Raw genomic sequence first — 23040 nt, forward strand, 5'->3', positions numbered from 1 at the left:
ATGACTTGGTAAATAAATTGATATAAAAAAGGAAATAACATGCGATTCTCAGAGTTTTTTGGAATAAATAGAAGTCAATCAGAATTGGATTTTGTTGACGTACCACTAGATACAGATATTGAAGTTTTTTTAGACCCCGCGGCCATTAAGTTATTAAACTCATCTTGGGGATTAGAACTAGCATCCCATCTACAGAATTACTTTGAAACAGTATTAAAATTAATTATGTCTGGAGATGATTCAGAAGCTCAAAGATTATTATCCTGCCTAAATGAGAGGAATGAATATCATCTTGGTTATTCAAGCGGAAAATCTCGAGGTCATGGATTTGGCGAAGGATCAGCTAAAACAGTATGGGGGGCTTTGACGAAAAGTAAAGCCGCTAAAACTGGACTTCTTCAAGACTTAGAAGATACAGCACTGCTGATTGAAGGAATTGGCACTGACATGATATCTGATGCAGTCTCAAATATACTTCGCGGGCCACTAATTAAATACACGCAAGATGTTTGTAATTATTACAACATTCCATTAACTGATAGTATTCCCTCTGGGCCAATATGGAACCCCAGAGATGAAAAATGGGAGCAAGGATTTGTCTCACTACCAGTTACTAATGAAGGTAAAGTAATTTTAGTTCCAAAGATAATTGTTCGCCATAGAATTACATACAACCATGATGAATATTATCGTCATTTCCTATTACCAGAAATGCAACGTAAGCATCTGAGCTCAGGGTCTGAGCTAATTGAGTTACTCAAAAATGGAAAAGAAAGGGTAACTAAAAAGGCTTTAATGGAGAAGTATGGAAAAGATAAGTTAGCTATAGTTGAACAAACGCTTAAAAATCCTAAAATTTTAGATGAGTATCGCGACAGAAAAAGAGAGGCACCCTCCCCTCCTCTTCCACATTCTGATTTCTCAGAAATGGAAAATGAATCTCCAATTATCGACTTTAAACCATTTATTTCAGAGTTATCCTCAATAAATCCAGGAAGAGATGATGCGACTAAATACGAGGACTTGATTGAAAAATTATTCTCTATAATTTTCTATCCTTCATTCTGTCATCCAACAAAGCAACATAGAATCCATGATGGTAGAAAGCGAATTGACATTTCATATAGCAATGAAGCCCAATATGGTTTTTTCAAGTGGGTAGGCCTCCACTATCCAGCATCAATGATTTTTGTTGAATGTAAAAATTATGGAAAAGAGATAGGAAATCCTGAGTTAGATCAATTATCTGGTCGTTTCTCTATCAGCAGAGGTAAAGTCGGAATTTTGGTCTGCAGAAGTATAGAAAACAAACAAAAATTGTATGAAAGCTGCAAAGACACAGCAAAAGATGACAGAGGTTTTATACTTCCTCTTGACGACGAGGATATTCTTAATTTAATAGAAGAGTATCAAACGAAGAATGACCAGCTTTTCCCATCCTTAAGGAAGTTATGGCTGGACTTGATAAATTGATTTTTAGCCACACGATGCCTACCAAGACACCGTGTGGCCTATTATATTAAAATACTTATCCTTGCCATTTTTCATCCCCAATACAATCCAATGAAACAAATTATAATATTTCCCGTATAGAAATAACCCAGAGGCAATATACTTATGCCTCGAAACTCATAGATGGGTGCTGTTTTTCAATATTATGACTACAACCATTTACATGTACCAATAAACGTACCAAAAAATAAAAACAAAAATTAAATAAATTAAAAACAACACGTTATGAGACAAACAAAAAACAGATCCAGAACATCGAGTGATATGTTCTTCATTCGCTTAAGCCCGCGTCAGCGGGCTTTTTTACGGCTATGCTCTGGGTAAACCAGCCGCCTGCTCTTCGGTAATCAGCCCCATTTTCTGCAGCTGCACGGCAATTCCCCAGGTCGAGCGTTCAAATTCACTGCTCATCACCTCCAGCGTCATGCCCGCGGCGTGGCTTTCTTGCAATCGCTGTTTCTCTTCTTCATCCCAGGGGAAATAAGATTTTGCCGGCCGCCCCTCAAAAATATTCTTCTGTCGCCGTTCCTCCGGCGTTAGCTTGGTCTTTTTCTGGCGTTCAGATTCGCTCTGAAACTCCTCGGCCAGGGCGAACAAAAGACGTATCGCTTCTGGTGAACTGGCCATTGAAGTGGGTTTCAATAACTCGCCGGTATCGGGATTCACGCCATTCGCCAAAGCCCGCAATAAGGTGCTGGTGTTCATCATTGGTCTCCTCATCCTGAGAAAAGATTTCGCTGAATTTCTGCGACAAAATGTCAGGCTATTTTCATGGTTAATCCTTAATAAACCAATCTATTAGCGCAACCCGTGGGACATTCTGAGCACTGGGTTCCAGGCCTTTAGGCAACAAACATTGAAGAGGCGAAGCTTTGCGCGCCACAACTCAAAAAACGCGTCGGAAATTGAACGGCGTGGGTTTATGAAAAACTGTGACCCAGTGGGCGCGGGTGGCAATGGGTAACTTATCTCGCTGACTGAAAGTATTTTATTCCAATTATCACCTAAGGTAATGAAAGGAAGGCTAAGCTGTGGCTAAATGTGTTTTTTCATGCCCGCAAGCTGTACGGACCCTTTATGCCGCAAATTCTGCAATTTATTTTTGCCCTGGTGGTAATCATCGCCCTGGCCCTGTTAGTCAGCAATGACCGCAAGAAAATCCGCCTGCGCTATATTATTCAGCTTCTGGTCATCGAAGGTGCCCTCGCCTATTTCTTCCTGCATTCAGAAAGTGGCCTTAGCGTCATCAGACTCGTCGCCGGCTTCTTTGAGACGCTGCTGACATACGCCGCACAAGGCTCCGACTTTGTGTTTGGTGGCATGAGCAAAGACGGGTTGGCGTTTATCTTCCTGGGGGTTTTGTGCCCGATAATCTTTATTTCTGCGCTAATCGGCATTTTGCAGCATTTCCGCATTTTACCGCTGATTATCCGTGTAGTTGGCACTCTGCTGTCCAAAGTTAACGGTATGGGCAAGCTGGAGTCTTTCAACGCCGTCAGCACGCTGGTGCTCGGACAATCAGAAAACTTTATCGCTTATAAGGGCATCATTGGCGATATCTCGCCACGCCGCATGTACACCATGGCGGCTACTGCCATGTCGACAGTATCTATGTCCATCGTTGGCGCCTATATGTCGATGATCGATGCGCAATACGTGGTTGCAGCGCTGATCCTCAATATGTTCAGTACCTTTATCATTTTATCGATCATCAACCCTTATCAGTTGGACGATGAGCCTGAATTGAAGCTGAGTAAGCTGCATGAAGATCAGAGCTTCTTTGAAATGCTGGGCGAGTATATTTTGGCGGGCTTCAAAATCGCGATGATTATCGCTGCCATGCTGATTGGCTTTATTGCGCTGATTTCTGCGGTAAACGCCCTGTTCTCAGCGGTGTTCGGTATCAGCTTCCAACAGATCCTGGGCTATGTATTCTATCCGTTGGCCTGGCTGATCGGCATCCCGGCGCCGGATGCGCTGCGGGCAGGCAGCATCATGGCGACCAAGCTGGTAGCCAATGAATTTGTGGCGATGATCGAACTGAAGAAAATTGCTGCGGAGCTAACGCCACGCGGCTTGGGTATCCTGTCAGTATTCCTGGTTTCCTTCGCCAACTTTGCCTCTATCGGCATCGTTGCCGGGGCAATCAAAGGGCTTAACGAGCGACAGGGTAATGTGGTTTCTCGTTTTGGCCTGAAACTGGTCTACGGCTCAACGCTGGTCAGCCTGCTTTCGGCGGCCATCGCCGGGTTGGTTCTGTAAGCCAAATCCCTAGCCCCGGCCTGCGGGCCGGGATTTCATCAGAACGCGACACACACCGGCGCATCTACACGCATCACGGAATCCTGCGCAAACTGTTGCTTATAGCTGCTGCGCAGCGCCTCAATATTGGTTTCACTTTCCTTGCCCGGCGCATGGATCAGCATCAGTGCCTTGCTGTTCTCGCGCGCCAGCTTGCCGTCGTTACCCAGCCACTGTCCTTTGGCATCAAATACCGACAGCCCATCTTTAAAGCGCGGCGTCACTTGCCGATCAACGAAACTCTGCCACTCTGCTGCGCTGATCACCGGCCCTACAGGGCGATTCAGGCCAAAATAAAGCGTGGTTTGCGTCATGGGATCGCCTACTGAGCAAGTCGCTGGCTTTTGCTGCACGGTGTTCGGAACCGGAGCAACGCAGCCGCTCAACAGTAAGGCCGCCGTTACGGCCGTCGCCAGCATGGGAGTATTTTTCATTTATCTTTATGTTCCTTAATGAATGCCATTATCCGCCGTCGACACGCAGCCTCGGACCGAGTGCAATAAATATAGTCAGCCATAGAAACTAACACTAAATTTCTAATGCTGCTGTTGGCAACAAAAGGTTATAAAAGGCAATAAACAAGTAAATCCAATCAACAATGGATTAATTAAAGTAATCCGAAACATCACCCGTTAGAAAAACTCAGTAGCGATGTACCCCGTCGGCGATTACCCTTCCACCATTACACTCATTCCTGCCCACCCTGTGAATACCTTATGTTACTGAGCGTTCTTTATATCATCGGCATCACTGCCGAAGCCATGACCGGCGCACTGGCTGCCGGCCGTCGCCAGATGGATATGTTTGGCGTAATTATTATTGCTTCGGCTACCGCCATCGGCGGCGGTTCGGTGCGCGATATGCTGCTCGGGCATTTTCCTCTGGGGTGGGTCAAACATCCTGAATATATCGTTATCGTCGCCATTGCGGCGATTGTCACCACCTGGCTGGCCCCCTTGATGCGTCACCTGCGTCGCCTATTCCTGGTTTTGGATGCCGTTGGTCTGATTGTGTTTTCAATCATCGGCGCGCAAGTCGCACTGGATATGGGGCACGGTGCCATCATCGCCGCGATTGCCGCCGTGATCACCGGCGTGTTCGGTGGCGTACTGCGCGATATGCTCTGCAACCGTATCCCGCTGGTATTTCAGAAAGAAATCTATGCCGGTATCTCCTTTGCCGCCGCCTGGCTGTACATCGGCCTGCAACACTTCAGCCTGCCGCATAATCTGGTGGTGATCATCACACTGGTCGTCGGCCTCAGCGCCCGCTTACTCGCCCTGCGCTTTCGTCTGGGTCTACCGGTATTTAATTACCAGCATCCGGATCATTAATAGTGTCCACCTCGGGGGCAAAACCGATTATTTCCTGGGATACCAGCATACTGACCAATGCCAGCAATGGCGGGTGCTGGAGAAAATCGGCAATCTGCCGCGCCCTTTTGGTTCCAATACCGGCCATCGTCCGCCATGCTTCGGCGGGCAATTGCTGGACCTGATGCCAGCTTTTCAACGTCACCGCTTGCTGCGGGGACAGCGGCGCGCCTAAGGCGATTAACCAGCGGGCAAAAGGCTGCTGTCGCGCCAGTTGAAACTGCCGGTAAATGCTCTGCCCTCGCTTACTGCCAATACCAGGGGCAGACATCAACTGTTCCGGCGTCAGCACCAACCAATCCAACAGATGCCGGACCAGCCCCTGATCGATGAGTGCCTGCCAGGTAGATTCGTTGACCCCGTGCAGATTTAACCCCTGTCGGCCACCCAGCCATACCAGCCGGGCAAGAAATTGCTGACGGCAATCCGGCCGCCAACTAAAGCAACTCAGCGGGTGATAATGTTCTGCGGATGGCGCACTGGGCATCGACCTCTCTTTTATCCGCCAGACCACCTTATTAAGGTGCGGAATGCCATGTCCCATCAGGCTGATTACCACCTGATCTCCAGGCACAACCGCCCATTGCCGCCAACGGGGTAGTGAGCCGAGGTTAACCCGAGTCACCCATTTGTCGTCCAGCCTGACAGGTTCAAGGCGCAGCACCACGGCAATTTTTCCGGTTCGCCCCACATTGAATTCGACGCCATTGACCTGCGCAACCTGCTGCGCCGGAGGATACTTCCAGGCAACGGTCCAATCACCGGGCTTCGCTTGCCAGTACCTTCCCTGCGGTGAACGCGCCTGATGGATCACCACGCCATCGGTGACGAAAGGTAAAGCAGCCTGGTACCAGCGATCTCGCCATTGCTGCACTTGCACCAATGATTTCACCGGTTGCGAATAAGCCAGGGTCAGAGGGAACCCCATAGCAGCAAGCTGGTGTAAACGCTGCGGCATCGCTTGCGGACCGTCCGGCCATGCCCAGACAAACAGGCCAATCTGCTGCAGTACCGGTGAAGGCTTCTTTTTCATCAACGCACCGGCAACCTTAGCCCGGGCATTGATGCCACCACTGCGTTTTTGTTGATGACCGTTCACCATCAGAAACAGCTCACCTTGCAGGGTCAGCATCTGCGGCGCACCCTTGATGCTCGCGGGTACCGCCGGTATGGCACGCACCTTTTCCAGCCAGTTTTCCCCCTTCAGCCCGTCCCCCCGGCTGATCGCCGACACCAAGACTCCGTCACGATAAACCAGCGTAATGGCTACGCCGTCCACCTTTGGCTGAACCCAGAGGTCACTGCGGCCGTGCAACCATTGGGCCACTGCGGCAGGATCCGGCAATTTGCGTAATCCGGTATGCGCAACCGGGTGCGACAACTTGCCCGCAGGTAAAAGCGGCACAGGCTCCTCTGCCGGTGCCAGCCCGGCGCAAGCTAGCCACAGCTGCAGTTTTTTGCGCAGGCTGTCGTACACTTCATCTTCAACCAAACTGTTTCCCTGTTGGTAATAAGCCACATCCCAGCGCTCAAGCTGGTTTTTTAACGTGGTTATCTCCAGTTGCAACCGCTCCGGCCGCCATGCCGGGCAAGACTCCGCCCACAGTGGCCCACTAAACACCAAACAGCCCAGCAGGATCATCCCGATCCTCATCACACCTTTACGCATTGTGCACCTCCCTGATAACCGGCAGTAAATCCGGGAAGTGGAGACGCGGCAATGGCCAATCAGTCGTTCTGCAAAGCAGCTCGAGAAGGGCAGAGCGCGTTGCAGAAAAACGCCAAAATTTAGCGATAAGCTGCGCAAACTCGTCTGTTTGAGGTTTTTTCAGCATAAAGCGGCGGGCAAAATGCGAGCTAACGCTGCATCCGGCTCGTTAGCCGTGTATACTGTGCGGAGAAAATACACATCCGCTGTTATTGGCATATCAACCGCTACCAACGAACATCATCATGGCTCAAGGCACACTTTATATTGTCTCTGCCCCCAGTGGCGCAGGGAAATCAAGTCTGATTCAGGCTTTGTTAAAGACGCAACCGCTGTACGACACGCAGGTTTCGGTTTCGCACACCACGCGCGACAGCCGCCCGGGTGAACAGCATGGCGATCATTACTTCTTCGTCTCAAAAGATGAATTCTGCCGAATGATTGAGCAGGATGCCTTTCTTGAGCACGCCGAAGTGTTCGGCAACTATTACGGGACCTCACGCGCCGCCATTGAGCAGGTGCTGTCGACCGGTGTAGACGTTTTCCTGGATATCGACTGGCAGGGCGCGCAGCAGATTCGCGCAAAAATGCCCCAGGCACGCAGCATCTTTATTTTACCGCCGTCGAAGGAAGAACTTGATCGTCGCCTGCGTGGCCGCGGGCAAGACTCAGATGAAGTGATCGCCAAACGCATGGCGCAAGCCGTGGCGGAAATGGCGCATTACGCGGAGTATGATTATTTAATTGTGAATGATGATTTCGACTTGGCTCTGTCCGATCTGAAAACCATTATTCGCGCCGAGCGCCTGCGTTTAGGCCGCCAATTACTGCGGCATGACGCTTTAATCAGCAAACTATTGGCAGACTGAAGACAGTTTCAGTATTATGCCCAGTCTTTTCGTCACCTGTGGAGTAGCACAAATATGGCACGCGTAACTGTTCAAGACGCTGTAGAGAAAATTGGTAACCGTTTTGACCTGGTGTTGGTCGCTGCTCGTCGGGCACGTCAAATCCAGACTGGCGGTAAAGATGCACTTGTTCCGGAAGAAAACGACAAGTACACCGTTATCGCGCTGCGCGAAATCGAAGAAGGCCTGATCACCAGCCAGATCCTCGATGTTCGTGATCGTCAGGAGCAGCAAGAGCAGGAAGCCGCAGAGATTCAAGCGGTTACCGCCATTGCTGAAGGTCGTCGTTAATTAGACTGCGAGTCTGCCTTTGTACCTGTTTGAAAGCCTGAATCTGCTGATTCAACGTTACCTGCCTGAGGAGCAGATTAAGCGCCTCAAACAGGCATACCTCGTTGCACGTGATGCTCACGAGGGACAGACACGCTCCAGCGGTGAGCCCTACATTACTCACCCGGTTGCCGTGGCCTGCATTCTGGCGGAAATGCGTCTCGACCATGAGACGCTGATGGCAGCATTGCTGCACGACGTCATCGAAGACACCCCGGCCACCTACCAGGATATGGAACAGCTGTTCGGCAAAAGCGTTGCCGAATTGGTTGAAGGCGTATCCAAGCTCGACAAGCTGAAGTTCCAGGATAAAAAAGAAGCGCAGGCGGAAAACTTCCGCAAGATGATCATGGCGATGGTGCAGGATATCCGCGTCGTGTTGATCAAGCTGGCCGACCGTACGCACAACATGCGCACCCTCGGTTCGCTTCGCCCTGATAAACGGCGGCGTATTGCGCGTGAAACCCTGGAAATCTACAGCCCTCTGGCCCATCGTCTGGGTATTCACCACCTGAAAACCGAGCTGGAAGAGCTGGGTTTTGAAGCGTTGTACCCGAACCGTTATCGCGTAATCAAAGAAGTGGTGAAAGCCGCGCGCGGTAACCGTAAAGAGATGATCCAGAAGATTCTCGCTGAGATCGAAGGGCGACTGACCGAGGCCGGCATACCCTGCCGCGTCAGCGGACGGGAAAAACATCTGTATTCCATCTACCTCAAGATGCACCTGAAAGAACAGCGTTTCCATTCAATTATGGATATCTACGCGTTCCGGGTGATCGTGAAGGAAGTCGACACCTGCTACCGCGTACTGGGTCAGGCTCACAGCCTGTACAAACCGCGTCCGGGCAGGGTCAAAGACTATATCGCCATTCCCAAGGCCAACGGCTATCAATCGCTGCACACTTCATTGATCGGCCCACACGGCGTACCGGTTGAGGTGCAGATCCGTACCGAAGATATGGATCAGATGGCCGAAATGGGGGTCGCCGCGCACTGGGCTTATAAAGAAAAAGAACAGGGCGAAACCGGCACCACCGCACAAATCCGCGCTCAGCGCTGGATGCAAAGCTTGCTGGAGCTGCAACAAAGCGCCGGCAGTTCGTTTGAATTTATCGAGAGCGTAAAATCCGATCTGTTCCCGGATGAGATTTACGTTTTCACCCCGGAAGGCCGCATTGTCGAATTGCCTGCGGGCGCAACGCCGGTCGACTTCGCCTACGCGGTACACACCGATATCGGCCACGCCTGCGTTGGTGCGCGGGTCGATCGTCAGCCGTACCCGCTGTCGCAGTCACTGAGTAGCGGCCAAACGGTCGAAATTATCACCGCACCGGGCGCACGACCCAACGCCGCCTGGCTGAACTTTGTCGTCAGCTCAAAAGCGCGCGCCAAAATCCGCCAGATGCTGAAGAACCTCAAACGCGATGATTCGGTCAGCCTCGGCCGTCGCTTGTTGAATCATGCGTTGGGCGGCAGCCGCAAACTGGCAGAGATCCCACCGGAAAATATCCAGCACGAGTTGGATCGCATGAAGCTGGCAACGCTGGATGATTTGCTGGCTGAAATCGGCTTAGGCAATGCCATGAGCGTGGTGGTAGCGAAAAACCTGCAGGGTGACCAGTCCAATCTGGGCACGTCCTCCGGGGTGCGTAACCTGGCGATCAAGGGCGCAGACGGCGTACTGATCACCTTCGCCAAATGCTGCCGACCTATTCCAGGTGACCCGATCATCGCTCACGTCAGTCCAGGCAAAGGCCTGGTGATCCACCATGAGTCCTGCCGGAATATCCGCGGCTACCAGAAAGAGCCTGAGAAATTCATGGCGGTAGAGTGGGATAAAGACATCGAGCAGGAATTCATTGCCGAGATCAAAGTGGACATGTTTAACCATCAGGGGGCGCTGGCCAACCTGACGGCGGCTATCAATGCGGCTGAGTCCAATATCCAAAGCCTGAATACCGAAGAAAAAGACGGCCGGGTTTATAGCGCCTTTATCCGCTTGACCACCCGCGATCGCATCCATCTGGCAAATATTATGCGTAAAATCCGTATCATGCCGGATGTCATTAAAGTTAACCGTAACCGAAATTAGCGCTTATGAGCCCTGAACGCTATGCGCGGATTTGTGAAATGCTGGCTACCCGGCAGCCGGATTTAACGGTCTGCCTGGAACAGGTGCACAAACCGCATAACGTCTCCGCCATTATCCGCACCGCCGACGCCGTCGGCGTGCATCAGGTGCATGCCGTGTGGCCAACCCCGCGCATGCGCACCCTGGTTTCTTCCGCGGCCGGCAGCAACAGCTGGGTGAATGTCAAAACCCATCCCACCATTGTCGACGCCGTGACCCATCTGAAAGATCAGGGTATGCAAATTCTGGCGACTAACCTGTCAGCCCGTGCAGTCGACTTCCGCGAAGTGGATTACACCCGCCCAACCTGCGTGCTGCTGGGTCAGGAAAAAACCGGCATCACCGAAGAGGCCCTGCGGCTTGCCGACCAAGACATCATCATTCCGATGATCGGTATGGTGCAGTCGCTTAACGTGTCGGTCGCCTCGGCATTGATCTTGTACGAAGCGCAACGCCAGCGGCAAAATGCCGGTATGTATCGCCGTGAGCACAGCATGCTCGACCAGGAAGAGCAGCAACGTCTGCTGTTTGAAGGCGGCTATCCGGTACTGGCCAACGTGGCCAAGCGTAAAAGGCTGCCGCGCCCACACATTGATGAGCAGGGCCAGGTGGTCGCCGATGCCGAATGGTGGGCAACCATGCAAGCGACGGTACGTAAATGAAAGGCCGCCTGCTGGATGCTGTCCCACTCACCACACTTTCCGGGGTTGGCGCCAGCCAGGCGGGTAAACTGGCCAAAATTGGCCTGGAAACCATTCAGGATTTGCTGCTGCACCTGCCGCTGCGCTATGAAGACCGCACCCGCCTCTATCCAATAAACGATCTGCAAGCGGGCATTTTTGCCACCGTGGAAGGCGAAGTACTGCGCACAGACATCAGCTTTGGCCGTCGACGCATGCTGACCTGTCAGATCAGTGACGGTACCGGCCTGCTCACCATGCGCTTCTTCAACTTCAATGCGGCGATGAAGAACAGCCTGGCCACCGGCCGTCGTGTCACCGCTTATGGTGAAGTCAAACGTGGTAATCACGGCGCAGAAATTATTCACCCGGAATACCGCATTCAGGGAGAAAGCAGTGAGGTTGAGCTGCAAGAGTCACTGACGCCGGTCTACCCCACCACCGAAGGCATTCGGCAGGCCACACTGCGCAAACTGACCGATCAGGCGCTGGAGCTGTTGGATACCTGCGCCATTGCCGAACTACTGCCGCCAGAACTGAGCGGTGGGTTAATGAGCCTGCCACAGGCGTTGCATACCCTGCATCGCCCACCGCCGGATATCCAGTTAGCGGATTTGGAACTGGGTAAACACCCGGCGCAAAAACGTCTGATCCTGGAAGAGCTGCTGGCACATAACCTCAGCATGCTGGCGGTACGAGCCGGTGCCCAGAGCTATCAGGCGCTGCCGCTGATGCCGGATGACCGGCTTAAAAAGCAATTCCTCGCCCAGTTGCCGTTTTCACCAACCGGGGCGCAAGATCGCGTGGTGGCCGATATCGAAGCCGATATGCAAAAAGGCTTCCCGATGATGCGGCTGGTCCAGGGCGACGTCGGCTCCGGCAAAACGCTGGTGGCTGCGCTAGCCGCGTTGCGCGCTATCGCTCACGGCAAGCAGGTGGCGCTGATGGCGCCAACGGAGCTGCTGGCCGAACAGCACGCCAACAATTTCCGCCAGTGGTTTGAACCGCTGGGGTTGCAAGTCGGCTGGCTGGCCGGCAAGCAAAAAGGCAAGGCACGCATCGCGCAGCAAGAGGCAATTGCCAGTGGGCAGGTGTCGATGGTGGTCGGTACGCACGCCATCTTCCAGGAACAGGTGCAGTTCTCCGGCCTGGCGCTGGTGATCATCGACGAACAGCATCGTTTTGGCGTACACCAGCGGCTGGCCCTGTGGGAAAAGGGGGAGGAGCAAGGCTTCCATGCCCATCAGTTGATCATGACCGCCACGCCCATCCCACGCACGCTGGCGATGACCGCCTATGCCGATCTCGACACTTCGGTGATCGACGAGCTGCCCCCAGGCAGAACGCCAGTCACTACCGTCGCTATTCCCGATACCCGCCGTGCCGATATTATTCAGCGAGTGAAAAACGCCTGCATCGAAGAAGGCCGACAGGCGTATTGGGTTTGTACGCTGATTGAGGAGTCTGAAGTGCTGGAAGCCCAGGCGGCAGAAGCCACCTGGGAAGAGCTGAAAGTCGCGTTGCCGGAACTGAAAGTCGCGCTGATACATGGCCGAATGAAAGCGCAAGAGAAACAGGCGGTGATGCAGGCCTTTAAACAAGGCGAACTGCAGCTGCTGGTGGCAACGACGGTGATCGAAGTCGGGGTCGACGTACCGAATGCCAGCCTGATGATCATCGAAAACCCGGAGCGGTTGGGGCTGGCGCAGCTGCATCAGCTACGCGGCCGCGTGGGTCGTGGTGCTGTCGCGTCACACTGTGTTTTGTTGTACAAAACACCGCTGAGCAAAACGGCACAAAAGCGCCTGCAGGTGCTGCGTGACAGCAATGACGGCTTCGTTATTGCGCAGCAAGATCTGGAGATCCGCGGCCCCGGTGAGTTGCTGGGCACACGTCAAACCGGCAGTGCAGAGTTCAAAGTGGCCGATTTACTGCGCGATCAGGCGATGATCCCGGAAGTGCAACGCGTCGCCCGCCATATCCATCAGCAGTATCCGGAACATGCCCGAGCCTTGATTGAACGCTGGTTACCGAAAAAAGCGCGTTACTCCAACGCCTAATCCCCCGACCATAGCAAAGGGCGCCAATCGGCGCCCTTTTCGTTATTACGACCCGTTAATCAGCCAATAACCGGGAATATCGGCAGCAACAGATACAGCTTAATCACAATCGCGTTGGCAATATCAATAAAGAACGCCCCGACCATTGGCACCACCAGAAACGCCAGGTGTGATGGGCCGAAGCGATCGGTAATCGCCTGCATATTGGCGATCGCCGTTGGCGTCGCGCCCATACCGAAGCCACAGTGGCCCGCGGCCAGTACCGCTGCATCGTAATTTTTGCCCATCACCCGGTAGGTGACGAAAATGGCGTACAGCGCCATCACCAGCGTTTGCACCGCCAGGATCGCCAACATCGGCAAGGCCAGCGAAGCCAGCTCCCACAACCGCAGGCTCATCAGCGCCATGGCCAGGAACAGCGACAGGCTGACGTTGCCCAGCACCGATACCGCACGTTCAAACACGGTATAAAAGCCGGTGAAAGCCAGGGTGTTGCTGAGGATCACGCCGACAAACAGCACGCAGACGAAGTTTGGCAATTCAAACACCGTGCCACTCAGCAAGCCCGAGATCAACTGACCCAGGCTCAAACAGATGGCGATCATGGCAATGGTTTCAACCATGACCAGCGAGGTGATCAAACGGCCGCTTTCCGGCTTTTCAAAACCGCTTGGCTGGACACTGTCGTCCGGTGTGCCTTCCGGCGTGGAAGAGTGCTTCACCAGGTATCGTGCCACCGGCCCGCCAATCAGGCCACCCAGTACCAGTCCGAAGGTGGCACAGGCCATCGCCACTTCCGTGGCATTTTCAAACCCGTAGCGCTCGATAAACAGCTTGCTCCAGGCCGCCCCGGTGCCGTGGCCGCCGGACAGCGTAATGGAGCCGGCGATCAGACCCATTAGCGGATCCAGACCCAGCATTTTCGCCATGCCGATGCCGATGGCGTTCTGCACCAGCAGCAGGCCCAGCACCACAAACAGGAACACCATTAATGCCTTGCCGCCCGCACGCAAGCGCGCCAGGTTGGCATTCAGACCGATGGTGGCGAAGAAAGCCAGCATCAATGGGTCCTTCAGCGACATATCGAAGCTGATTTCCCAGTTAACCAGCTTTTTCAGGGCTAACAACAGGAGTGCCACCAGTAAGCCACCGGCGACAGGTGCGGGGATAGTGTATTTTCTCAACAGGGGAATGCTGGTAACGCATTTGCCCCCAAGGAGCAAAACCAATGTTGCCGCGACTAACGTGCCATAAGTATCAAGATGAAACATCCAGGTACTCCATGTAAGGGGAAAGATCCAATTAAGAAATAATAAGTTATAGAAAACCGCTTAGTTTTTAAAACTTGATGAGTGCAGGATTAGAAGGAAAAAACGCTGATAACACAAGAAAAAATGAATAAAAATGCGACATAACCGGCGATAACACTAACAAAACATTAACGCGCAACCGTTTGCTTTTGTGAGGCAAATCATTAAAATGCCTGCTTTGCCGTTTCTGGAAATGCCACACCATGACCATGCCATCCGCCGAGCTCGATGCTGCGCAAAAAGCATCCTCCCCTGCCCGCAACAGTGAACTGATTTATCGCCTGGAAGACCGCCCACCACTGCCTCAGACGCTGTTTGCCGCTAGTCAGCACCTGTTGGCAATGTTTGTTGCAGTGATCACCCCGGCTCTGTTGATCTGTCAGGCGTTAGGTTTACCGGCACAGGATACTCAACACATCATCAGCATGTCGCTGTTTGCCTCCGGTCTGGCCTCTATCCTGCAAATTAAAACCTGGGGGCCGGTCGGTTCCGGTCTGCTGTCAATTCAGGGCACCAGTTTTAACTTTGTTGCACCGCTGATTATGGGTGGGCTGGCGCTGAAAAACGGCGGGGCCGACGTGCCAACCATGATGGCAGCGCTGTTTGGCACACTGATGGTCGCCTCCTGCACCGAGATCTTGCTATCACGCGTGCTGCACCTGGCGCGACGTATTATCACCCCGCTGGTTTCCGGCATCGTGGTGATGATTATCGGTTTATCGCTGATCCAGGTCGGGCTGACTTCCATCGGCGGTGGCTATGCCGCGATGAACGGGGGTAGCTTCGGTGCCCCCAAAAACCTGCTGCTGGCCGGTGCGGTATTATTGGTGATTATCTTGCTAAATCGTCAGCGCAACCCGTACCTGCGCGTCGCCTCTCTGGTGATTGCCATGGCGGTCGGTTATCTGCTGGCATGGGCCATGGACATGCTGCCATCAAGCCAACCGGTTCCCGAGACGGCAGCGATCATCATCCCAACGCCGCTGTATTACGGTCTGGGCTTTGACTGGAACCTGCTGTTGCCCCTGATGCTGATCTTTATGGTCACCTCACTGGAAACCATTGGCGATATCACCGCCACCTCGGACGTGTCGGAACAGCCGGTCAGCGGCCCGCTGTATATGAAGCGCCTGAAGGGCGGCGTGCTGGCCAACGGTCTGAACTCAATGCTGTCAGCGGTGTTCAACACCTTCCCCAACTCCTGCTTTGGTCAGAACAATGGGGTGATCCAGCTGACCGGCGTTGCCAGCCGTTATGTCGGTTTCGTGGTGGCACTGATGCTGATCCTGTTGGGGTTGTTCCCAGCGGTAGCCGGATTCGTACAACACATTCCTGAGCCGGTATTGGGCGGCGCAACCCTGGTGATGTTCGGCACCATCGCCGCATCCGGTGTGCGTATCGTGTCGCGCGAACGACTGAACCGCCGTGCAATCATGATCATGGCGCTGTCGCTGGCGGTGGGCATGGGCGTTTCCCAGCAACCGCTGATCCTGCAGTTCGCGCCGGACTGGCTGAAAACCCTGCTCTCCTCAGGCATTGCGGCCGGGGGGATCACCGCCATCGTGCTGAATCTGGTGTTCCCGCACGAACACGAAAAGCCGTAATCAGCCACACTGACGGTTAAACGGTCGCTTGCGGCCGTTTTTTATTGCCTATCAGACCATTGCACTTGAGATGCCCAGCCAATTACGGCATAAACAGGGTATCTTTTTTGACCGATGCGGATGTAGACGATGAAATTTATCGGGAAACTGTTGCTGACGTTGCTGCTGCTGGTAGTACTTGCCATTGCGCTGTTGTACGTCATTGGGCAAACCCGTTGGGCAGCCGGCTGGATCAGCCGCTGGGTCAGCGATAACAGCGAATACCAGCTGTCGGTGGCGAAGATCTCGCACTCGTGGGACCAACCGAGCCAAATCAGCCTGGAAGACGTTCGGTTGGCAACAAAAAATCAGCCGCCATCGCTGATAGCCAAACAGGTAGACCTCGGGCTCAGCCTGCGCCAAATCACCGAACCACGTTATTTCCATAGCGTCACGCTACGCGAGGGGACGCTTAAGCTCCCACAGCAGAATTCGGTATTGCCGATACAGGCCAATGTGCTGCAACTGAGCAATATGGCGCTGCAATCCAATGATGAAACCTGGCAGCTGGATGCCCAACAGGTCAATGCCGGTATTACGCCATGGCAGCCCAACGCCGGTCATCCCTTGGGTGAAAATAATCAGTTCCAGTTCAGCGCCGGTTCCATGACGCTGAACGGCATCCCAGCCTCACAGGTATTGGTACAGGGCGAGCTTAAGCAAAACCAGTTGCTGCTCAGCAACTTCGGCGCCGATCTGGCGCAAGGTGATTTGACTGGCGTAGCCACCCGCGCCGCTGACGGCAGCTGGCAGGTAGAACGCCTGCGGCTGAGTGGTGTGCGCATGCAGACGCCACTGACGCTGGAACAATTCTGGCAGCGCTTTACCGCCCTGCCGCCGATCACGCTTAAACGTTTTGATCTGATCGATGCCCGGCTGGAAGGTAAAGAGTGGGCGTTCAACGATCTCGACCTGTCGCTGCAAAACGTCACCTTCCAGCAGGGCGACTGGAGTAGTCCGGACGGTTCGCTGAACTTCAACGCCAGCGATCTGATCAATGGCGGTTTCCACCTGATTGATCCGATCATGAATATGCGTCTCTCACCAGCGGGTATCGCTATTCAGCAGTTCACCACCCGCTGGGAAGGTGGCCTATTGCGTACCTCCGGCAACTGGCTGCGCGCTAATAATCGCCTGCAACTGGATGAGGTGGCGGTCGCCGCGTTGGAATACACCTTGCCGAGTAACTGGCGCGGGTTGTGGCTACAAACGCTGCCGCACTGGCTGGCAGAGGTCTACGTCAACAAGCTGACCACCAACCGCAATCTGATCATCGACATCAACCCGGCTTTCCCGTTCCAGGTCACCGCGCTGGACGGTTACGGCAGCAACCTGTTACTGGCGCGCGATCACCAGTGGGGTATCTGGTCCGGCACGCTGAATCTCAACGGCAGCGAAGCCACCTTCAACAAGATAGACGTTCGCCGCCCATCGTTGGCGCTGAACGCTAATGACGGGCAGATCAACGTCACCGAGCTCAGCGCCTTTATGCCGCAGGGATTGCTGGAAGCCAAAGCCACCGTCGAGCAACTGCCGGGCAAGCCTTTTACGCTGTCGCTGAATGGGCGTTCGGTACCGGTGAACACCTTGCAACAATGGGGATGGCAACCGGTTCCACTGGAAGGTGACGGTAACCTGCAATTACAGTTGAAAGGCTTGCTGAACAGCGATGGGCCATTCAAGGCTTCATTGCAGGGCCAATTGCAGGCCACCAGCAAAGCAGGACAAACGCTGGAACAACAACTGCCTTGATTTGGGATTGGCCCTCTCTGCACCGAGAGGGCCACAGTATCAACTGTCTATCGCCTCACAACCGCCCTGATCGAGGGGAACTTCCGGTTCGGCCGGCAACACCATATAAGTGCCTTCAAACACCGCCCCTCTGTCATCGTCGCCGAACAGGTGGACTTCCGCCTGCACACGCGCACGACGACCACGCGCCAGGCGGGCCAAATCCCCGCTCAATGAACTGAGATCCGCTACCGCTCGCGGCCGGCCGGTAATCGGCTTGCTGTAACGGATATGGGCATCCGCCAGAATAATAGTGCCGCCCAAATGACGCTCACGCAGCAACAGCCAGATTAGCCCCCATGCGGTCAGTGTCGCCAGGGAGAACAGGCTGCCGGCAAACAGCGTATGGTGCGGATTCTGGTTGCCTATCTCAGGCATGGTGGTGACAAAACGCTGGCCGGTATATTGGCTGATGCGCACGCCCATTTTCTCACTGAGCGGGATATGGTCGTACCAGGCCTGCTGCAACTGACCGCACCAGTCGGGGCGATGCAAAATGTCATCCAGCGTCGCCACGGGTTTGATCATCAAAAAGTGGCGAATCGGCGTAGTTTGCGGCGCGGTGATCTCGCCCTGATTAACGAAGCCAAGTTTGGCAAAGAAATCCACCGCATCCTCACGGGCGCTACAGACTACCCGCTTAACACTTTCCTGGCGCGCCACGGACTCGAGAGTCATGGCCACCAGCGTCCCCAGGCCTTTGTCCTGCACCGTCGGATCTACCGCCAGAAAACGAATCGCCGCCTCGTTGTCCGCGTTGATATACAGCCGCCCAATAGCGACAATTTTTCCGCCCTCGTCCACCACCATTTGGTGATGCGCCATGGCGTCATAGGCATCCTTTTCCGACCCCACCGGCTGGTGCAGCGGCTTGCGCAGCATTTCCCAGCGGAACTGGTAATAATCCTTCAGTTCTTGTTCTGTTACCGGTACTCGTAGGTGATACATAGACGCCTTCTCTCTCAGAATACTTAAACTTGAAGCCAAAACGTCACTGGTCCGTCGTTCACCAGCGCGACTTTCATGTCAGCCGCAAACTCACCGGTTTGAGTTTCTATGCCGCGCTCGCGGCACTGGCCAACAAAATATTGGTATAACCGATCGGCTTCCTGCGGTACCGCACCGCGCGAAAAACTCGGGCGCATACCTTTTTGCGTGTCGGCCACCAGCGTGAACTGCGAGACCACCAGCAGGCTGCCCCCTGCCTGTTGGACATTGAGATTCATCTTGTCGTTCTCATCACCAAAGATGCGGTACCCCAACACACGCTCACACAGGCGCACGGCTTTCTGCTCGTTATCATCCTGCTCCACGCCCAATAACACTAACAAACCCGGGCCTATGTTGCCTACCGTCTGGCCTTCGACCGTGACGCTGGCATTTAATACCCGTTGAATTAACGCAATCATAACTGCCCTTCTGGTGGCTGAGCCTGTTGTTCTGCCTTCTGTTGGCGGTAGTCGCGGTATTCCCCGATGGTCACCGTGATTTCCGCGCCGAGTAACACGATACACCAGCTCCAGTAGACCCAGAGGAATAAAATGGGGATCACCGCCAGCACGCCGTAAATCAGCTGATAAGACGGGAACATGGTGACGTACAAGGCAAAACCCTTCTTGCCCAGCTCAAACAGCAAGCCGGCCACCAGCGCACCTATCAACGCATCCTTGGGCGGCACCCGTACCGTCGGCACAATGCAATACAGCAGCCAGAAGGATATCCACGACAGGATCAGCGGGAAAATACGCAGCACCTGATCCACCAGGCTGTTAACACCGGTCTGCGCCAACCAGTTGAGCGATAGCAGATAGGAGCTGATCGCCATACTGGCACCGACCAACAGCGGCCCCAGGGTCAGAACCATCCAGTACACCGCGAACGAAAACACGATTGGACGCTTGTTTTTGCTACGCCAGATGGTGTTCAGCACGCTGTCTACCGAGGAGATCAACAACAGCGCGGTGACAATCAGCCCACAGGTACCCACGGCAGTCATCTTGTTGGAGTTGGCAACAAACTGCTCCAGATAACTCTGGATCACGTTGCCGGCGGCCGGCATGAAGTTGGAGAAGATAAAGCTTTTCAGTTGGACGCTGATATCGGAGAACATCGGGAACGCAGCAAACAGCGCGAACACCACGGTCACCAAAGGCACCAGCGACAGCAGCGAAACATAAGCCAAATGGCCCGCCAGCATGGTCAGGCCATCACTGTCGACGCGCTTGATCAGCAGCCGCCCAAAGGTGACGCTGGGTTTGATCGCAGAAGGCAGCTTCTTGCGGCGGAAAAACGACATGGCCACTCCTTGATGTCAGTTTGTACGCCTTAAGCTTAACCCTTCGCGGTCATTGGGCAAAATAAGCCGGCACCACGTCGCGGTCGGTTACGTGCACCCCTTTAATGCCCAGCGCCTCAGCCGCTGCCACATTAGCCGCCACATCGTCAAAAAACACTGCCTGCTCCGATGGGGTATTTTCGGCGTTAAGCACGTGCTGATAGATATTGGCGTCCGGTTTGCGCATGCCAATATCCTGAGACAGGTAGAGATGATCGGCGGCTTCGGCCACTTGCGGGTAGTGCTGTGGCCAATAGTTGCAGTGCAGGCGGTTGGTGTTCGACAGCACCACCACACGGTGGCCTTCACTGCGCAGGCGTTTCATGATGTCGATCACTTCCGGGCGCAGGGCGACAAACACCGCCTGCCAACCGGTAGCGAACTGTTCGAAGCTGAGGGCGATACCCATTTCATCACTCAACCGTTCAGCAAAGTCTTCATCGCTGATTTCACCGCGCTCATGCTGTTGGAACAACTCGCCCATGGTGAAACGCTCGGACAATACCGCCAGCGGCGTACCGCTTAAATTGCTCCATACACCCAGTACACGTTTGAAATCGATATCGACGATCACATTACCTAAATCAAAGATATACAGCATAGTCCTCTCCTGATGGGCCGCTGAGATTTTACTGTAGCGGGAAAAGCAGAGGCTGAATAGAGAGCAGGCAGAAAAGCGTATAGCACGCGGCAGAAATGGGAAAAGACAGAGGAAAAAACTCAGGGCGCTGGACGCGCCCTAAGTGTTGCAGACTAAATCAGCGATTAAGCTTCTTTAGGACCGCGGCTTGCACGTTTACGATCGTTTTCAGTCAGGTGACGTTTACGAATACGTACGGACGTTGGCGTTACTTCTACCAGTTCGTCATCATCGATGAATTCCAGAGCTTGCTCCAGGGACATCTTGATAGCAGGAACCAGGGTAGTCGCTTCGTCAGTACCGGAAGCACGCATGTTGGTCAGCTTCTTACCGGTCAGGCAGTTCACGGTCAGGTCGTTAGAACGTGAGTGAATACCGATGATCTGGCCTTCATACACTTCCGCACCGTGACCCAGGAACAGCTTGCCGCGATCTTGCAGACCGAACAAGGCGAATGCTACCGCTTTGCCCTGGCCGTTAGAGATCAGCACGCCGTTCTGGCGCTGGCCGATTTCACCCTGGCGCACGTCATCGTAGTGGCTGAAGGTGGAGTACAGCAGACCGGTACCGGAAGTCATGGTCATGAACTCGGTACGGAAACCGATCAGGCCACGCGCAGGGATCAGGTAATCCAGACGAATACGACCTTTGCCGTCTGGGATCATGTCCTTAACGTCACCTTTGCGCTCACCCATGGCTTGCATGACTGAACCCTGGTGCTGTTCTTCGATATCCAGCGTCACGTTTTCGAATGGCTCTTGCATGCGGCCATCGATTTTACGGTTGATAACTTTAGGACGGGAAACCGCCAGCTCGAAACCTTCACGACGCATGTTTTCGATCAGAACCGACAGGTGAAGTTCACCACGGCCAGATACGCGGAATGCATCAGCATCTTCGGTTTCTTCAACACGCAGTGCCACGTTGTGCACCAGCTCTTTGTTCAGACGGTCAAGGATCTGACGTGAAGTCACGTACTTGCCTTCTTTACCACAGAACGGAGAGGTGTTGACGTTGAAGTACATGGTTACGGTCGGTTCATCAACAGACAGTGCCGGCAGCGCTTCAACCGCATTCACATCACAGATGGTGTCAGAGATGTTCAGCTCGCCCAGACCGGTGATAGCGATGATGTCGCCAGCTTCAGCGATAGGCGCTTCGATACGCTCCAGACCCATGTGAGTCAGAACCTTGGCAACTTTACCGTTACGGGTTTTGCCTTCGCTATCAATGATAGTGATCTGTTGGTTCGGCTTGACCTTACCACGCTTGATACGGCCGATGCCGATAACGCCCACGTAGTTGTTGTAGTCCAGCTGAGAGATCTGCATCTGGAATGGTGCTTCGAGCTCAACCTGCGGTGCAGACACGTGGTCTACGATCGCTTGATACAGCGGGGTCATGTCTTCCGCCATCTCATTGTGGTCAGTACCCGCGATCCCCATCAGTGCAGAAGCATAGATGATTGGGAAGTCGAGCTGCTCGTCGGTCGCGTCAAGGTTAACGAACAGGTCGAAGACCTGATCAACAACCCAATCAGGACGTGCGCCTGGACGGTCAACCTTGTTGATTACCACGATCGGCTTCAGACCATTAGCGAAGGCTTTTTTGGTCACGAAACGGGTTTGCGGCATTGGGCCATCCATTGCGTCCACAACCAGCAGCACCGAGTCAACCATTGACATCACACGCTCAACCTCACCGCCGAAGTCGGCGTGTCCTGGGGTATCCACGATGTTGATGCGGTAGTCTTTCCAATTAATGGCGGTGTTTTTAGCGAGGATGGTAATCCCACGCTCTTTCTCCAAATCGTTGGAGTCCATTACGCGTTCGGTGGCTTCTACACGCTCTCCGAAAGTACCGGATTGTTGCAGCAGCTTATCAACCAGGGTGGTCTTACCATGGTCAACGTGGGCAATAATGGCGATGTTACGCAAATTTTCGATCACAGCTTTGCCTCAGGCATTAGAAATAGCGCGCTATTGTACACGTATTAAGCGAGGGACTAAACAAGATCACAACAGTCTCTTATAAACAACTGTGTACAGGTCAGTATGTGATCCCTTTCACGGTGCAAAAAGCAGCATCCGGTGCACTTTTGCACCATTACGGTGCCCCACCTCACATGAATTGCACCATTTAAGTGCAATGCGTCACTGATGGTGCATACTGATTCTGTGCAAAAGCCGCGCAGAAAGGCGATTAAAGCGCTTTAGCAAAGTTGGCACAGTTTTCGCTTTAGTCTTTTTAAGACAAAAAAAGCCAGTTCCACAGATTCGTTCCACGACGAAGACAATGATAAATCCGGGAGAGTTAAG

At 53.6% G+C, this 23040-nt stretch carries 19 protein-coding genes; 10 read left to right on the forward strand and 9 right to left on the reverse strand.

Annotated elements, in window-relative coordinates:
* Positions 1–39 precede the first annotated feature (39 nt).
* Positions 40–1473 carry a hypothetical protein gene (locus tag BEI65_RS14430; RefSeq protein ID WP_099063921.1) on the forward strand — a complete coding sequence of 478 codons (1434 nt, stop codon included), beginning with the start codon at positions 40–42 and terminating at the stop codon, positions 1471–1473.
* Positions 1474–1821: 348 nt separating this feature from the next.
* On the opposite strand, the gene BEI65_RS14435 is transcribed toward BEI65_RS14430, so the two are convergent.
* Positions 1822–2217, reverse strand: a complete 396-nt coding sequence (locus BEI65_RS14435) for a hypothetical protein (protein WP_198404450.1) — start codon at positions 2215–2217, stop codon at positions 1822–1824.
* A 372-nt stretch (positions 2218–2589) separates the two neighbouring features.
* Between BEI65_RS14435 and BEI65_RS14440 the strand changes: the two genes are divergently transcribed.
* A complete protein-coding gene (locus tag BEI65_RS14440) occupies positions 2590–3774 on the forward strand; it encodes a NupC/NupG family nucleoside CNT transporter (protein WP_099063947.1) in 1185 nt (394 codons plus the stop codon).
* A gap of 38 nt (positions 3775–3812) precedes the next feature.
* Here BEI65_RS14440 and BEI65_RS14445 read toward each other — a convergent pair whose 3' ends face one another.
* Positions 3813–4247, reverse strand: coding sequence for a DUF3574 domain-containing protein (locus BEI65_RS14445; protein WP_099063923.1), 435 nt, complete (start codon positions 4245–4247; stop codon positions 3813–3815).
* 282 nt (positions 4248–4529) lie between these two features.
* Here BEI65_RS14445 and BEI65_RS14450 point away from each other — a divergent pair, with 282 nt between their 5' ends.
* The gene (locus BEI65_RS14450) at positions 4530–5147 is read left to right on the forward strand and encodes a trimeric intracellular cation channel family protein (RefSeq protein ID WP_085120066.1); all 618 of its coding nucleotides are present in this window, start codon (positions 4530–4532) and stop codon (positions 5145–5147) included.
* Here the strand turns inward: BEI65_RS14450 and ligB are convergent.
* Entirely contained in the window at positions 5122–6855 is a 1734-nt protein-coding gene (gene ligB / locus BEI65_RS14455) for an NAD-dependent DNA ligase LigB (RefSeq protein WP_099063924.1), read from the reverse strand. The two genes, BEI65_RS14450 and ligB, sit on opposite strands and share 26 nt — an antisense overlap.
* 284 nt (positions 6856–7139) lie before the next feature.
* Between ligB and gmk the strand changes: the two genes are divergently transcribed.
* From gmk to recG, 5 genes are read left to right on the forward strand one after another with little or no spacing between them, the layout of a single operon-like run.
* The gene (gmk, locus tag BEI65_RS14460) at positions 7140–7763 is read left to right on the forward strand and encodes a guanylate kinase (RefSeq protein ID WP_099063925.1); all 624 of its coding nucleotides are present in this window, start codon (positions 7140–7142) and stop codon (positions 7761–7763) included.
* Between the two features lie 54 nt (positions 7764–7817).
* Positions 7818–8093 carry a DNA-directed RNA polymerase subunit omega gene (gene rpoZ, locus BEI65_RS14465; protein ID WP_004953385.1) on the forward strand — a complete coding sequence of 92 codons (276 nt, stop codon included), beginning with the start codon at positions 7818–7820 and terminating at the stop codon, positions 8091–8093.
* Between the two features lie 19 nt (positions 8094–8112).
* Positions 8113–10224 (forward strand): bifunctional GTP diphosphokinase/guanosine-3',5'-bis pyrophosphate 3'-pyrophosphohydrolase, encoded by a 2112-nt coding sequence (gene spoT, locus BEI65_RS14470; RefSeq protein WP_085120071.1) that lies wholly within the window; start codon positions 8113–8115, stop codon positions 10222–10224.
* 5 nt (positions 10225–10229) lie between these two features.
* Complete coding sequence (gene trmH / locus BEI65_RS14475; protein WP_099063926.1) at positions 10230–10925, forward strand: tRNA (guanosine(18)-2'-O)-methyltransferase TrmH; 696 nt, start codon at positions 10230–10232, stop codon at positions 10923–10925.
* Entirely contained in the window at positions 10922–13003 is a 2082-nt protein-coding gene (recG, locus tag BEI65_RS14480; RefSeq protein WP_099063927.1) for an ATP-dependent DNA helicase RecG, read from the forward strand. The genes trmH and recG overlap by 4 nt, the downstream gene beginning before the upstream one ends.
* A 59-nt stretch (positions 13004–13062) precedes the next feature.
* Here the strand turns inward: recG and gltS are convergent, their stop codons facing one another.
* Positions 13063–14274: a sodium/glutamate symporter gene (gene gltS / locus BEI65_RS14485; RefSeq protein ID WP_099063928.1), complete on the reverse strand. Its 1212-nt coding sequence runs from the start codon at positions 14272–14274 to the stop codon at positions 13063–13065.
* A 242-nt stretch (positions 14275–14516) separates the two neighbouring features.
* On the opposite strand from gltS, the gene BEI65_RS14490 reads away from it, so the two are divergent.
* Positions 14517–15917 (forward strand): NCS2 family protein, encoded by a 1401-nt coding sequence (locus BEI65_RS14490; protein WP_099063929.1) that lies wholly within the window; start codon positions 14517–14519, stop codon positions 15915–15917.
* 129 nt (positions 15918–16046) lie between these two features.
* Positions 16047–17708, forward strand: a complete 1662-nt coding sequence (locus tag BEI65_RS14495) for an AsmA family protein (RefSeq protein ID WP_099063930.1) — start codon at positions 16047–16049, stop codon at positions 17706–17708.
* A 39-nt stretch (positions 17709–17747) separates the two neighbouring features.
* On the opposite strand, the gene fabY is transcribed toward BEI65_RS14495, so the two are convergent.
* The 5 genes from fabY to typA form a co-directional block, all read right to left on the reverse strand.
* On the reverse strand, positions 17748–18695 hold the full coding sequence (gene fabY / locus BEI65_RS14500; protein WP_099063931.1) for a fatty acid biosynthesis protein FabY: 948 nt from the start codon (positions 18693–18695) through the stop codon (positions 17748–17750).
* A 23-nt stretch (positions 18696–18718) separates the two neighbouring features.
* The gene (dtd, locus tag BEI65_RS14505; RefSeq protein ID WP_012147545.1) at positions 18719–19156 is read right to left on the reverse strand and encodes a D-aminoacyl-tRNA deacylase; all 438 of its coding nucleotides are present in this window, start codon (positions 19154–19156) and stop codon (positions 18719–18721) included.
* Complete coding sequence (locus BEI65_RS14510) at positions 19153–20043, reverse strand: virulence factor BrkB family protein (protein ID WP_099063932.1); 891 nt, start codon at positions 20041–20043, stop codon at positions 19153–19155. Before BEI65_RS14510 ends, dtd begins: the two co-directional genes overlap by 4 nt.
* A 49-nt stretch (positions 20044–20092) precedes the next feature.
* A complete protein-coding gene (yihX, locus tag BEI65_RS14515; protein ID WP_099063933.1) occupies positions 20093–20683 on the reverse strand; it encodes a glucose-1-phosphatase in 591 nt (196 codons plus the stop codon).
* A 164-nt stretch (positions 20684–20847) separates the two neighbouring features.
* On the reverse strand, positions 20848–22671 hold the full coding sequence (gene typA, locus BEI65_RS14520; protein WP_012147548.1) for a ribosome-dependent GTPase TypA: 1824 nt from the start codon (positions 22669–22671) through the stop codon (positions 20848–20850).
* Between the last annotated feature and the right edge of the window lie 369 nt (positions 22672–23040).

The organism is Serratia sp. BW106 (assembly GCF_002607755.1).
Taxonomy (GTDB): Bacteria; Pseudomonadota; Gammaproteobacteria; order Enterobacterales; family Enterobacteriaceae; genus Serratia; species Serratia proteamaculans.

Coding starts and splice junctions, on each gene's coding strand:
- BEI65_RS14445 (WP_099063923.1), bottom strand. CDS start 4,247: ATGAAAAATACTCCCATGCTGGCGACGGCCGTAACGGCGGCCTTACTG.
- dtd (WP_012147545.1), bottom strand. CDS start 19,156: ATGATTGCGTTAATTCAACGGGTATTAAATGCCAGCGTCACGGTCGAA.
- BEI65_RS14495 (WP_099063930.1), top strand. CDS start 16,047: ATGAAATTTATCGGGAAACTGTTGCTGACGTTGCTGCTGCTGGTAGTA.
- recG (WP_099063927.1), top strand. CDS start 10,922: ATGAAAGGCCGCCTGCTGGATGCTGTCCCACTCACCACACTTTCCGGG.
- gltS (WP_099063928.1), bottom strand. CDS start 14,274: ATGTTTCATCTTGATACTTATGGCACGTTAGTCGCGGCAACATTGGTT.
- trmH (WP_099063926.1), top strand. CDS start 10,230: ATGAGCCCTGAACGCTATGCGCGGATTTGTGAAATGCTGGCTACCCGG.
- fabY (WP_099063931.1), bottom strand. CDS start 18,695: ATGTATCACCTACGAGTACCGGTAACAGAACAAGAACTGAAGGATTAT.
- BEI65_RS14435 (WP_198404450.1), bottom strand. CDS start 2,217: ATGAACACCAGCACCTTATTGCGGGCTTTGGCGAATGGCGTGAATCCC.
- BEI65_RS14450 (WP_085120066.1), top strand. CDS start 4,530: ATGTTACTGAGCGTTCTTTATATCATCGGCATCACTGCCGAAGCCATG.
- BEI65_RS14510 (WP_099063932.1), bottom strand. CDS start 20,043: ATGTCGTTTTTCCGCCGCAAGAAGCTGCCTTCTGCGATCAAACCCAGC.
- BEI65_RS14490 (WP_099063929.1), top strand. CDS start 14,517: ATGACCATGCCATCCGCCGAGCTCGATGCTGCGCAAAAAGCATCCTCC.
- yihX (WP_099063933.1), bottom strand. CDS start 20,683: ATGCTGTATATCTTTGATTTAGGTAATGTGATCGTCGATATCGATTTC.
- BEI65_RS14440 (WP_099063947.1), top strand. CDS start 2,590: ATGCCGCAAATTCTGCAATTTATTTTTGCCCTGGTGGTAATCATCGCC.
- BEI65_RS14430 (WP_099063921.1), top strand. CDS start 40: ATGCGATTCTCAGAGTTTTTTGGAATAAATAGAAGTCAATCAGAATTG.
- gmk (WP_099063925.1), top strand. CDS start 7,140: ATGGCTCAAGGCACACTTTATATTGTCTCTGCCCCCAGTGGCGCAGGG.
- ligB (WP_099063924.1), bottom strand. CDS start 6,855: ATGCGTAAAGGTGTGATGAGGATCGGGATGATCCTGCTGGGCTGTTTG.
- rpoZ (WP_004953385.1), top strand. CDS start 7,818: ATGGCACGCGTAACTGTTCAAGACGCTGTAGAGAAAATTGGTAACCGT.